Source organism: Streptomyces sp. NPDC051173 (assembly GCF_040689515.1).
Taxonomy (GTDB): domain Bacteria; phylum Actinomycetota; class Actinomycetes; order Streptomycetales; family Streptomycetaceae; genus Streptomyces.
The window spans coordinates 91,451-104,724 of sequence record NZ_JBFBBD010000019.1 but is presented as its reverse complement, the minus strand read 5'-3'; the positions used below and the strand labels follow the sequence as shown (position 1 = coordinate 104,724).

The window sequence follows — 13,274 nt, the reverse complement described above, 5'->3', positions numbered from 1 at the left end:
CCACCACCCACGGGCAGCGCACCCATCAACCGCGCCCGCGCCGCCACCAGGCGGCACGCGTCCTCCAACGAGAACACCCCCGCCACATGCGCCGCAGCGACCTCACCGATCGAATGCCCCGCCACGAAATCCGGACGGACACCCCAGGACTCGGTCAGCCGGAACAGCGCCACCTCCAACGCGAACAACGCCGGCTGCGTCCACCCCGTCTCCTCCAGACGCTCCGCATCGGTGAACATCACCTCCCGCAACTCACCGTCGAAACCAGCCAGCACAGCGTCGAAGGCCTCAGCGAACACCGGGAAGCGTGCGTAGAGTTCGCGGCCCATGCCCACCCGCTGCGAACCCTGACCCGAGAACAACACCGCCAGAGAACGGCCCGTGTCCGCGCGTCCCCGGGCCACCTCGGAGAGCTCGCCGTCGGGACCGCCTGCCAGGAGGACCGCGCGGTGCTCGAACGCCGAACGGCCCGTAGCCAGCGAGAAACCCACGTCCAGCGGCGACGGCGAACCCGTGAGCGACGAGAGCCGCTCCACCTGCGCCGTGAGCGCCCGCTCCGACCTGGCCGAGACCGTCCACGGAACGACGGCAGGCGGGTTCCCCTGTTCTTCCCCCACCTGCTCGGCCTGCTCCGCCTGTTCGGCCTGCTCCACGATCACGTGGGCGTTCGTGCCGCTGATCCCGAAGGACGACACACCCGCACGCCACGGCCGCTCCACCTCCGGCCACAGCACGGCATCCGTCAACAGCTCCACCGCACCCGACGACCAGTCCACATGCGACGACGGCGCGTCCACATGCAACGTCTTCGGCAGCACACCATGACGCATCGCCAGGACCACCTTGATGATCCCCGCCACACCCGCAGCAGCCTGCGTATGCCCGATGTTCGACTTCACCGACCCCAACCGCAACGGCCGCCCCGCATCACGGTCCTGACCGTACGTGGCCAGCAACGCCTGCGCCTCGATCGGATCACCCAGCGCCGTACCCGTGCCGTGCGCCTCGACCACGTCCACCTCGGACGCCGACAACCCGGCACTCGCCAACGCCTGCCGGATCACCCGCTGCTGGGACGGACCGCTGGGCGCGGTGAAACCGTTCGAGGCTCCGTCCTGGTTGACGGCGGAACCGCGCACGACCGCCAGGACCGGGTGCCCGTTGCGGCGGGCGTCGGAGAGGCGCTCGACGAGGAGGACGCCGGCGCCCTCGGACCAGCCCGTGCCGTCCGCCGCGTCCGCGAACGCCTTGCACCGGCCGTCCGCCGCGAGGCCGCCCTGCCTGCTGAACTCCATCAACGACCCGGGGGACGACATGACGTTCACCCCGCCGACCAGGGCCAGCGAGCACTCGCCGGCCCTGAGGGCGTGGGTCGCCGTGTGCAGGGCCACGAGCGAGGAGGAGCACGCCGTGTCGACGGTGACCGCCGGGCCCTCCAGGCCCAGCGCGTAGGAGAGCCGGCCGGAGACGGCGCTCGCGGCGATGCCGGTGCCGATGTCGCCGGTGGCGTCGGCCAGGGACCGTACGAGCAGGTAGGCGTAGTCCTGTCCGTTCGTGCCGACGAAGACACCGGTGCGGCTGCCGCGCAGGGACACCGGGTCGATGCCGGCCCGTTCGATCGCCTCCCAGGAGGTCTCCAGCAGCAGCCGCTGCTGGGGATCCATCGCCACGGCCTCGCGCGGCGAGATCCCGAAGAAGCCGGCGTCGAAGTCCCCGACACCGTCGACGAAGCCGCCTTCCTGGCTGACGGCGTTGCCGCGCCGGTCGACCCCGGCGTCCCGCAGGGCGTCGAGGTCCCAGCCCCGGTCCGTGGGGAAGCCGGAGATCGCGTCCTTGCCGGAGGCCACGAGCTCCCACAGGTCCTCGGGCGAGCTCACGCCGCCGGGGTAGCGGCAGCTCATGGCGACGATCGCGATCGGTTCCCTGGCCGCGGCGACGAGCTTGTGGTTCTGCCGGCGCAGGTGCTCGGTCTCCTTCAGCGAGGCGCGAAGAGCCGCGACGACGTTTTCGCTGGATGTGGTCATGGTCCGCTCTTTCAGCGCTCGTTGTGGGAATTGCCGTCGAGTGCCGCCCGCACCAGGTCGTCGACGTCCATCGCGTCGATCGACTCGTCGTAGGCGTGCGCCTCCTGCGTGGCCTCGCCGTCGGGCGCGGCGCTCTGCTCGGCCGCGAGCTTCAGCAGGGGTTCGAGGACGCCGATCTCGCGCAGCCGGGCCACGGGGACGGAGGCGAGCAGGGCCCTGATGCCGGCCTGGTCGAGGTCGCCGTCGCCGCCCCCTTCACCGGCCGCTTCCCCGGCCTCCCCATCGAGCGCCAGCAGGCGCAGGATGTGGTCGGCCAGGTCCGCGGGGTTCGGGTGGTCGAAGACGAGCGTGGCGGTGAGAGCGAGCCCCGTCGCGGCGTTGAGCTGGTTGCGCAGTTCGACCGCGCTGAGGGAGTCGAAGCCGAGGTCCCGGAACGCCCGGTCGGCGCCGACGGCGTCGGTGGAGGGGTATCCGAGCACGGCGGCGGCCCGGGTGCGCACCAGGTCCAGTACGGCCGCGGGGCGCTTCGCCGGCGGCAGGGCCGCCAGTCGCTCGCGCAGGGCGGTGCCGGTGGCCTCCTCGTCCGTCTGCCCGGCCGGGCTGGACTCGGTGCCCGCGGCCGGCTCCCCGAGGAGCGGGCTGGGCCGGAGGGCGGTGAAGGACCGGACGAACCGCTCGTGTTCGACGTCTGCGACGACCTCGGTGGGCCGGCCGCCCATGACCACCCGGCGCAGCGCCGTGACGGCGAGGTCCGGGTCCAGGGGGCGGATTCCGGTGCGCCGGGCCGCGGCGGCCGCCCGGTCGTCGTCGGCCATCCCGCCGCCGTCCCAGGCGCCCCAGGCGATCGAGGTCGCGGCGAGGCCGTCGGCCCGGCGCCGCTCGGCGAGGGCGTCGAGGAAGGCGTTGGCGGCGGCGTAGTTGGCCTGTCCGGGGTTGCCGACCGCGGCGGACGTCGAGGAGAACAGGGCGAACACGGCCAGGTCCAGGTCTCGGGTGAGGTCGTGCAGGGCGAGGGCCGAGGTGGCCTTGGCCCGGAAGACGGCCTCGAACCGGTCCGGGGTGAGGCCGTCGAGCACTCCGTCGTCGAGGACGCCCGCGGTGTGGACGACCGCGGTGAGGGGCGCCTCCGCGGGGATGCCGGCGAGGACGGCGGCGAGCGCGTCGCGGTCGGCGGCGTCGCACGCGGTGAGGGTGGCGTCCGCGCCCAGTGCGGCGAGGTCGGCCCGCAGTTCGGCCGCGCCGGGGGCGTCGGGGCCCCGGCGGCTGAGGAGCAGCAGGTGCCGTGCTCCGGCCCGGGCCAGTTCGCGTGCCACCCGGGCGCCCAGTACGCCGGTGCCGCCGGTGATCAGGACGGTGCCGGTGGGGTTCCACTCCCTTTCGGACGCCTCGGTCGCTCCGGCCGGTACGGGGACCAGCCGGCGGCCGAAGGCGGCGGAGGGGCGTACCGCGATCTGGTCCTCGCCGCCGGGGGCCGTGAGGACCGCGGCGAACCGGGCCGCGGTCCGGTCGTCGAGGGTCTCGGGCAGGTCGATCAGGCCGCCCCAGCGCTGCGGGTGTTCCAGGGCGGCGACGCGCCCCAGCCCCCACACGGCGGCCTGGGCGGCGCCGGGCACGGGCTCGGCGGGCGAGGCCGCGACCGCGCCGCGGGTGACGCACCACAGGGGTGCGGTGACGTCCGCGTCGCCGAGCGCCTGGATCAGGGTGGTGGTGAGTCCCAGGCCCTGCGGGGCGTCCGCCCCGTCGGCGGGCGTGGTCGCGAGGGCGAACAGGGAGAGCACGCCGGTGAAGGCACGCCCGCCGGTGGTCTCCTCCCGCAGCCGTTCGGCGAGTTCGTCGCGTCCGAGGCCGTCGGCCTCCAGGCGTACGGTGTCCGGTCCCAGAGCGGCGACGGCGTCGGCGACCCAGGGGTCGTCGGCGTGTCCGGCGGGGACCACGGCGAGCCAGGTGCCCGCCGGGGTGCCGGAGGGTGCGAGGGCCAGGGGCTGCCAGGTGATCTGCTGCCGCCAGCCGTCGACGGTGCTCAGGTCGCCGCGCCGGCGGCGCCAGTCCGCGAGGGCGGGGAGCACCTTGGCGAGGGCGTCGCCGTCGACGTTCAGCGTCGTCTCCAGTGAGGCGAAGTCCTCCTCGCGCACCGCCGTCCAGAAGCCGTCGTCCGCGGCGCCCGCCGTGGCGGGCCCGGCGGCCGGACGGGTCTCCGGCCAGAACCGCTGGTGCTGGAAGGGGTAGGTGGGCAGGTCGGTGCGGCGGGACGCGGTCGCGGCCCCGTCCAGCACGGCGTGCCAGCGCGGGCTCACTCCCCCGACGTGCAGCCGGGCGAGCGCCGTGACGAGGGACTCCTCCTCACCGCGGTCCTTGCGCAGGGCCGGTACGGTCACCGCCCGGGAGGAGGGCAGGGTGTCGAGGGTGTCCTGGGCCATGGCGCACAGCGCGCCGCCGGGGCCGAGCTCCAGGAAGACGGTCACGCCGCGCTCGGCGAGCGTGCGTACTCCGTCGCCGAACCGGACGGCTTCGCGGACGTGGCGGACCCAGTGGTCCGGGGAGCACACCTGCTCACCGGTGACCGCCTCGCCGGTCAGGTGGGACACGAGCGGGATGGCCGGGGCGTCGTAGGCGATGCTCCGGGCGACCCGTCGGAAGTCCTCGAGAATGGCGTCCATGTGCAGTGAGTGAAATGCATGGCTGACCCGCAAACGCCTAGTCCTGCGTCCGTCGGCGGTGAATTTCTCCGCGACGCCGAGCACGGCGGCCTCGTCGCCGGAGAGGACGACGGACTCCGGGCCGTTGACCGCGGCGAGCGAGACGCCGGTGGTCAGGTGGGCGAGTGCCTCTTCCTCGGTGGCCTGGACGGCGACCATGGCCCCGCCCGTGGGGAGGGAGTTCATCAGCCGTGCCCGGGCGGCCACGAGCCGGCAGGCGTCCTCCAGGGAGAACACACCGGCCACGTGCGCCGCGGCGATCTCGCCGACGGAGTGCCCGGCGGCGAAGTCCGGGCGGATACCCCAGGATTCGACCAGCCGGAACAGCGCCACTTCCAGGGCGAACAGGGCGGGCTGGGTGAAGCCCGTCTCGTCCAGCCGCTCCGGGTCCTCGAACATCACCTTCCGCAGGGGCTGTTCCAGCTCCGTGTCCAGGTGTGCCGTCACCGCGTCGAGGGCCTCGGCGAACGCCGGGAAGCGTGCGTAGAGTTCGCGGCCCATGCCCACCCGCTGCGAGCCCTGGCCGGAGAACAGCACCGCGAGCTTGCCCCGGCGCGCCGCCTCGGCGCCCAGGACGACCTGGGGCGTGGTGCGGCCTTCGGCGAGTGCGGCCAGGCCCTGGAGCAGTTCGTCGCGGTCGGCGGCGAGGATCGCGGCGCGGTGCGCGAAGGCGGACCGGGTCGTGGCCAGGGAGAGGGCGAGCTCACCGACGGTGAGTTCGGGCCGGGCGGCCGCGTAGGAGTGCAGCTGCCCTGCCTGGGCCCGCAGGGCTTCCGGCGCGGCGGCCGACACGGGTACGGGCAGCAGGCCGTTGTGCTCGGCCGCGGGCCCGGACTCGACGACGGTCCCGGCGGGCGGCGCGGGCTGCTCGATGATGACGTGGGAGTTGGTGCCGCTGGCGCCGAAGGCCGAGATGCCGGCCCGGCGCGGACGGCCGGTCTCCGGCCAGGCGGCCTCGGCGGCCAGCAGCTCGATCGCGCCCGCGGTCCAGTCGACGTGTGCCGACGGCTCGTCGAGGTGCAGGGACCTGGGCAGGACGCCGTGGCGCATCGCCAGGACCATCTTGATCACTCCGGCGACGCCGGCGGCCGCCTGGGTGTGGCCGATGTTGGACTTCAGCGACCCCAGCAGCAGCGGCTGTTCGCGGTCCTGGCCGTACGTGGCCAGCAGTGCCTGGGCCTCGATCGGGTCGCCCAGCGTGGTGCCGGTGCCGTGCGCCTCCACCGCGTCCACGTCGGCCGGCGCGAGACCGGCGTCGGCCAGGGCGCGGCGGATGACGCGGCGCTGCGAGGGGCCGTTGGGCGCGGTGATGCCGTTGCTGGCACCGTCCTGGTTGATCGCGGAGCCGCGCAGGACCGCCAGCACCTCGTGCCCGCGGGCCAGCGCGTCCGAGAGCCGTTCCAGGACGAGGACGCCGACGCCCTCGGACCAGCCGGTGCCGCCCGCGGAGGACGAGAAGGCACGGCAGCGCCCGTCGGGCGAGAGCGCTCCCATCTCGCCGAACTCGACGAAGTTCACCGGGGTGGACATCACCGTCACACCGCCGGTGAGGGCGAGGGAGCACTCGCCGTTGCGCAGGGCCTGGGCGGCCAGGTGGAGTGCGACCAGCGAGGACGAGCAGGCCGTGTCGACGCTGACGGACGGGCCTTCCAGACCGAGGGTGTAGGACACCCGGCCGGAGAGCAGGCTCGCCGACTGCGCGGTCTGGGCGTGGCCGAACTGGCCCGCTTCGGGCCGGTAGTCGCCGGAGCCGCCGCCGATGAACACACCGGTGTCACCGCCGCGCAGCTCCGCGGGGTCGATGCCGGTGCGCTCCAGGGCCTCCCAGGAGGCTTCGAGCAGGATGCGCTGCTGCGGGTCCATCACCACGGCCTCGCGCGGCGAGATCCCGAAGAAGCCGGGGTCGAAGTCCGTCACGTCGTGGAGGAACCCGCCGCCCCGGGCGACGGTCGCGCCACGGCCGTCGGCGTCGCCGTGCAGCAGGCGGTCCAGGTCCCAGCCGCGGTCCGCCGGGAAGCCGCCGATGGCGTCCCCGCCGCCCGCGATCAGGTCCCAGAGCTCCTCGGGCGAGCGGACCCCGCCCGGGTAGCGGCAGCTCATGCCGACGATCACGACCGGGTTGTCGCCCGTGTCGGCGCCACGCGGCCGTATCGCGACCGTGCCGGTGTCCTTCTCGCCGTCCTCGCCGTGGAGTTCGGCCAGCAGGTGGGCGGCCAGCGCCTCGGGCGTCGGGTAGTCGAAGACGAGCGTGGCGGGCAGGGACAGGCCCGTCGCGGTGGCGAGCTGGTTGCGGAGGTCGACCGCGGTCAGCGAGTCGAAGCCGAGGTCCCTGAAGGGCTGTCCGGTCGGAAGGGCGTCGGCGTCGGCGAACCCGAGCACCGAGGCCGCCTCGGCGCGGACCACGGCCAGCAGTGCCTCGGTGCGCTCCTCGGCCGGGCGGGCCGCGAGGCCGGCCCGGAGTCCGGACGCGGCGGCCGCCGTGTCCGGGCCGGTACCGCCGGAGCCGGGCAGTGCCTCGCGGGTCTCGGGCAGCTCCCTGAAGAGGGTGCTGTGCCGGGTGCGGGTGAAGGCCGGGGCGAACACGTCCCACCGCACGTCGGCGACCGTCACCGAGGAGGCGTCGTCGCCTGCGGTCCGGAGGAGCGCGGTCAGCGCGCGCTGGGCGTCCATCGCGGGCAGCCCGTTGGCGCGCAGGTGTGCGGCCAGGCTGTCGGCGGTGGTGTCCGCCCAGGCGCCCCACGAGACCGACAGGGCACGCACCCCGCGTGCCTTGTACCGCCGGGCGACGGCGTCCAGGTGGGCGCCGGTCGCCGCGGCCGTGCCCCGGCCGGCGGCACCCCAGGTCCCGGCGATCGAGGAGAAGAGGACGAAGGCGTCCAGGGGCCGGTCGCCGGTGGCCGCGTCGGCCGCGGCCGCCACGTCACCCAGGCTGGCGTGGAGCGCGGCCAGGGCCGCGGCCGGGTCGTCGGTGGAGGATGGCTCGTCCTCACGGGCGTACACCACCGCGGTCAGCGGCCGCGCCTCCGGGAGGGAGGCGAGCGCCGCGGGCAGTGCCTCGCCGTCGGCCGGTGCGCAGGTGACGGTCGTCAAGCCGGTGCCCAGCGCGTCGAGTTCGGCGCGCAGCTCCGCCGCGTCGGGTGCGGCGGGTCCGGCCAGCAGCACGTGCTCGGCTCCCTGCGTGGCGAGCCAGCGGGCGACGTGTCCGGCGGAGCCGGTCGCCTCGCCGACGACGAGGACGGTGCCGGAGGGCTGCCACGGCGTCTCCGTCGCAGCTGCCACGGCGCGTACCAGCCGGCGCCCGAAGGCGCCCGAGGGCCGCAGCGCCACCTGGTCCTCGCCGTCCATGCCGGAGAGCACGGCGCGGAACCGGTCGGCCGAGCGCCGGTCGAGCACGTCCGGTACGTCGACGAGCCCGCCCCAGCGGTCCGGGTGCTCCAGGGCCGTCACCCTGCCGAGCCCCCACACGGCGGCCGGCGCGTCGTCCTCCTGCCGGTCCGAGCGGCCCACCGACACGGCGCCCCGGGTGACGCACCACAGCGGGGCGTCGACACCGGCGTCCGCCAGCGCCCGGACCGTCTCGCCCGGCTGTGCCAGGCCGACGGGGACGCCGTCGGTGGCCGTGGCCGCGAGCAGGGAGACGACTCCCGCGAACCCGGCCCCTTCGGGGGCGAGTTCGGTGAGGCGGGCTGTCAGCGCGGGGGAGTCGGTCAGGCGGGCCTCGGCGACGACGGTGCCGTCGCCGAGTGCCGCGATCACGGCGGCGGTCCACTCGTCGGTGGCGGTGCCCTCGGGGACCAGTGCCAGCCACGGTCCGGTGAGCGTGCCCGGCGCGGCCCCGGTGAGGGGCTTCCAGGTCACGTGGTAGAGCCAGCCGTCGACGGTCGAGCGGTCGAGGCGCTCGCGCCGCCAGGCGGACAGGGCGGGCACGAGGGCCGACAGCGCGTCGTCGTCGAGGCCGAGGCCGGCCGAGAGCGACTCCAGGTCCTCGTTCTCCACCGCGGCCCAGAACTCGGCGTCCAGGGAGTCCTGGTCGCCGGTCCGGCCCTGCCCGGCGGACGCGCGCTCCGGCCAGAACCACTCGTGCTGGAAGGGGTAGGTGGGCAGGTCGACGCGGCGGGCGCCGGTGCCCTCGAAGAGGGCCGGCCAGTCCACGTCCGTCCCCGCGACGTGGAGGCGCGCGAGGGCCGCGAGGAGAGCGGTCTCCTCGGGGCGGTCCTTGCGGAGGGCCGGTACGGCCACGGACGTGCCGTCCAGGATGTGCTGGGCCATGGCCGTCAGCACCCCGTCCGGGCCCAGCTCCAGGAAGACGGAGGCGCCTTCGGCGGCGAGCGTACGGACGCCGTCGGCGAAGCGGACGGTCTCACGGACGTGGCGCACCCAGTACCCGGCCGAGCACACCAGCTCTTCGGGGACGAGCCCGCCCGTGACGTTCGAGACCACGGGAATCCGCGGCGCCTCGTAGTTCAGGCTCTCCGCGATCCGGCGGAACTCCTCCAGCATCGGGTCCATCAGCGGCGAGTGGAAGGCGTGGCTCACCGACAGCCGCTGGGTCTTGCGGCCTTCGGCGGCGAACTTCTCGGCGATACGCAGCGCCTCGGCCTCACCACCGGCGAGGACGACCGACTCGGGCCCGTTGACCGCGGCGATCGAGACGCCGTCGGCCAGCCGCCCGGCCACTTCCTCCTCCGTGGCCTGGACGGCCACCATCGCACCGCCCGCGGGCAGCGCCTGCATCAGCCGTGCCCGTGCCGCCACCAGGCGGCACGCGTCCTCCAGGGAGAACACCCCCGCCACGTGGGCCGCCGCGATCTCACCGATCGAGTGCCCCGCGACGAGGTCCGGGCGGATGCCCCACGATTCGGTCAGCCGGAACAGCGCGACCTCGATCGCGAACAGCGCCGGCTGGGTGTACCCGGTCTCGTCCAGCCCGTCCGCGGCACCCGACATCACGTCCCGCAAGGGCCGGTCCAGCTCCGCGTCGAAGTGGGCCGCCACCGCGTCGAGAGCCTCGGCGAACACCGGGAAGCGTGCGTAGAGTTCGCGGCCCATGCCCACCCGCTGCGAGCCCTGGCCCGAGAAGAGCACCGCGAGTTTCCCGGTGTCGTCCTGGGCGGTGCCGCGTGCGAGCTCCGAGATCCGCTCGCCGTCGGCCAGCAGCACCGCGCGGTGGGTGAACGCGGCCCTGCCGGCGGCCAGGGAGTACCCCACGTCGGCCGGCGAAACGCCGGTCAGCGCGGAGAGCTGCTCCAGCTGCGCCGCCAGAGCGGCCTCGGACCTGCCCGAGACCGGCCAGGGCACCGGGCCCGGCGCCGTGGCGGGTTCGTCCGCCACGGGTTCCGCCGCCGGTGCCTGCTCGACGATGACGTGGGCGTTCGTGCCGCTGACGCCGAAGGCGGAGACACCGGCCCGCCGGGCGTGCCCGGTCTCCGGCCACGCCTGCTCCTCCGTGATGAGCGAGAGGGCGCCGTCCGCCCAGTCGACGTGCGCGGAGGGGGTGTCGATGTGCAGGGTCCTGGGCAGGGCGCCGTGGCGCATCGCCAGGAGCATCTTGATGACGCCGGCGACGCCGGCGGCGGCCTGGGTGTGGCCCAGGTTCGACTTGACCGCCCCGAGGAGCAGCGGGAGGTGCCGGTCCTGGCCGTAGGCGGCGATGAGGGCCTGGGCCTCGATGGGGTCGCCGAGCCGGGTGCCGGTGCCGTGGGCCTCGACGACGTCGACGTCGGCGGGGGTCAGGTCGGCGTCGGTGAGGGCCTGGCGGATGACGCGCTGCTGGGCCCGCCCGTTGGGGGCGGTCAGGCCGTTGGAGGCGCCGTCCTGGTTGACGGCGGTGCCGCTGACGACGCCCAGGATGTCGTGGCCGTTGCGGCGCGCGTCGGAGAGCCGTTCCAGGACGAGGACGCCCACGCCTTCGGACCAGCTCGTGCCGTCGGCCGAGTCGGCGAAGGCCTTGCAGCGGCCGTCGGGGGCGAGGCCGCCCTGGACCGTGAACTCGGTGAAGGCGTCGGGGCTGGACATGACCGAGACACCGCCGGCCAGCGCCATCGTGCACTCGCCGCTGCGCAGGGACTGCGCGGCCATGTGCAGGGCGACGAGCGACGACGAGCAGGCCGTGTCGACGGTGACGGCCGGGCCTTCGAAGCCGAAGGCGTAGGAGAGCCGGCCGGACATGACGCTGGCGGTGTTCCCGGTGGCGACGTGGCCGCGGACGTCGGCGGTGCCCTGGCGCAGGAGCGTGACGTAGTCCTGGCCGTTGGTGCCGACGAAGACGCCGGTGCGGCTGCCGCGCAGGGTGGTCGCGTCGATCCCGGCGCGCTCGAAGACCTCCCAGGTGGTCTCCAGCAGCAGCCGCTGCTGGGGGTCCATGGCCAGGGCCTCGCGCGGCGAGATCCCGAAGAAGGAGGCGTCGAAGAGGCCGACGCCGTCGAGGAATCCGCCTTCGAGGGTCGCCGAGGCTCCGCGGGCGAGTCCGGCGAGGTCCCAGCCGCGGTCCGCGGGGAATCCGGAGATGGCGTCCCCGCCGCGGATCAGCAGCTGCCAGAGGTCCTCGGGGGACCGGATGCCGCCGGGGAAGCGGCAGTTCATGCCGACCACGACGATCGGGTCGTCGTCGGCCGCCCGGCCGGACGTGGCCGGTACGGCCGGGCCGGATTCGGGGAGGGCCCCCAGGAGTTCGGTGAGCAGGAACCCGGCGAGGGCGCGCGGGGTCGGGTGGTCGTAGACGAGGGTCGCGGGCAGCTTCAGCCCGGTGGTGGCGGTCAGGGCGTTGCGCAGTTCGACGATGGTCAGCGAGTCGAAGCCGAGGTCGCTGAAGGCCTGGTCCGCGCCGATGGCGCCGGTGCCGGAGTGGCCGAGTACCGCGGCCACCTGTCCGCGCAGGAGGTCCAGGACGGCGCCGGGGCGCGCGGCCGGGGAGAGTCCGGCGAGCCGCTGGCGCAGGGCCGGTTCGCGCGGGGTGGCCCCGGGTGTGCCGGCGGGGGTCGTGGCACCGGTCCGGCGCAGTTCGGGGAGGTCGCCGACGAAGGGGTTGGGGCGGAGTGCGGTGAACGCGTCCGCGTAGCGCTCCCAGTCGATGTCGGCGAGGGTCGTGGCGGTGTCCCCGTGTTCGATGGCGTGGCCCATCGCCGTGAGGGCGAGTGCGGGTGCCATGGGGGTGAAGCCGCCCCGGCGGACGCGGTTCTCGACGCCGGATCCGTCGGCGGCCATGCCGGCCTCGGCCCAGGGGCCCCAGCCGAGGGAGGTCGCGGGCAGGCCGTGGCCGCGGCGGTGCTCGGCGAAGGCGTCGAGGAAGGCGTTGGCGGCGGCGTAGTTGCCCTGGCCGGGGGCGCCGAGGGTGCCGGCGACGGAGGAGAAGAGGACGAAGGCGGTGAGGCCGTGGTCCCGGGTCGCCTCGTGCAGGTTGAGGGTGGCGGTGACCTTGGCGCGCAGGACGGCGGTGAACTTCTCGGGGGTGAGGGCGTCCACGGTGCCGTCGTCGACGGTGCCGGCGGTGTGGAACACCGCGGTGAGCGGGTGTTCCCCGGGGATCGCGGCGAGTACGGCGGTGAGCGCGTCCCGGTCGGCGGTGTCGCAGGCGGCCAGGGTGACGCGGCTGCCGAGCGCGGTGAGTTCGGCGCTCAGTTCCGTGGCGCCGGGCGCGTCGGCGCCGCGGCGGCTGACGAGCAGCAGGTGCCGGGCGCCGCGTGCGGCGAGCCAGCGGGCGACGCTGCCGCCCAGGGCTCCGGTGCCGCCGGTGACGAGCACGGTGCCGGTGGGCCGGAACCCACCGGGCGCGGGGGCGTCCCCGACGGGGTGGTGGGCCAGCCGCCGGGCGAACGTCGCGGTGGCGCGTACGGCGACCTGGTCCTCGTCGGCGCCGCCCGTGAGGACGGCGGCCAGTCGGCGCAGGGTGGTGTCGGCGAGCTCGTCGGGGAGGTCGACGAGGCCGCCCCAGCGCTCGGGGTGTTCCAGGGCGACCACCCGGCCGAGGCCCCAGACGGCTGCCTGGGCGGGGCGGGCGAGCTGCTCGGAGCGGCCGACCGCCACGGCGCCGCGCGTGACGCACCACAGGGGTGCCTCGACGGCGGCGTCGCCCAGCGCCTGGACGGCGGTCGCCGTCAGCAGCAGGCCGGTGGGCACGTCGGAGGCGTCCCGCCCGTCCTCGTCGTCCACGGCCAGCAGGGACAGCACACCCGTGAACTCGACTCCCTCTGCGGTCAGTTCGCGCAGGCGGTCGGCCAGGGCCGCACGCTGCGGGGTGGCGACCTCGACCCGGACGGTGTCGGTGGCGAGGGCGCCGACGGCCGCGTCGAGCCACGCCGGGTCGGCGGCGCCGGCCGGTGCGAGCACCAGCCAGGTGCCGGCCGGGCGTGCGGTGCCGGGTGCGGAGGCTCCGGTCAGGGGCTTCCACGTGGCCCGGTAGCGCCAGCTGTCGACGGTGGAGCGTTCGCGGCGCTTGCGGCGCCAGGACGACAGGGCGGGCACGACGGCGGTGAGGGTGGCGTCGTCCAGTTGCAGGGAGGAGCTCAGGGAGGGGATGTCCGCGCGCTCGACCGCCGACCAGAACTCGGTGTCCGCG

The 13,274-nt window shown here is 75.1% G+C and carries 2 protein-coding genes (1 of these 2 cut by a window edge); both read right to left on the bottom strand.

The features are described 5' to 3' along the window. Positions 1 to 2,024 (bottom strand): type I polyketide synthase (locus AB0435_RS13690; RefSeq protein WP_366427035.1); only part of this gene is annotated, 2,024 nt, incomplete at its 3' end. Positions 2,025 to 2,035: 11 nt separating this feature from the next. Then, positions 2,036 to 13,274, bottom strand: the final stretch of a protein-coding gene (locus tag AB0435_RS13685; RefSeq protein ID WP_366427034.1) for a type I polyketide synthase. 17,357 nt of this gene lie beyond the right edge of the window; only the last 11,239 of its 28,596 coding nucleotides appear in the window; the start codon falls outside the window, past its right edge; the stop codon is at positions 2,036 to 2,038.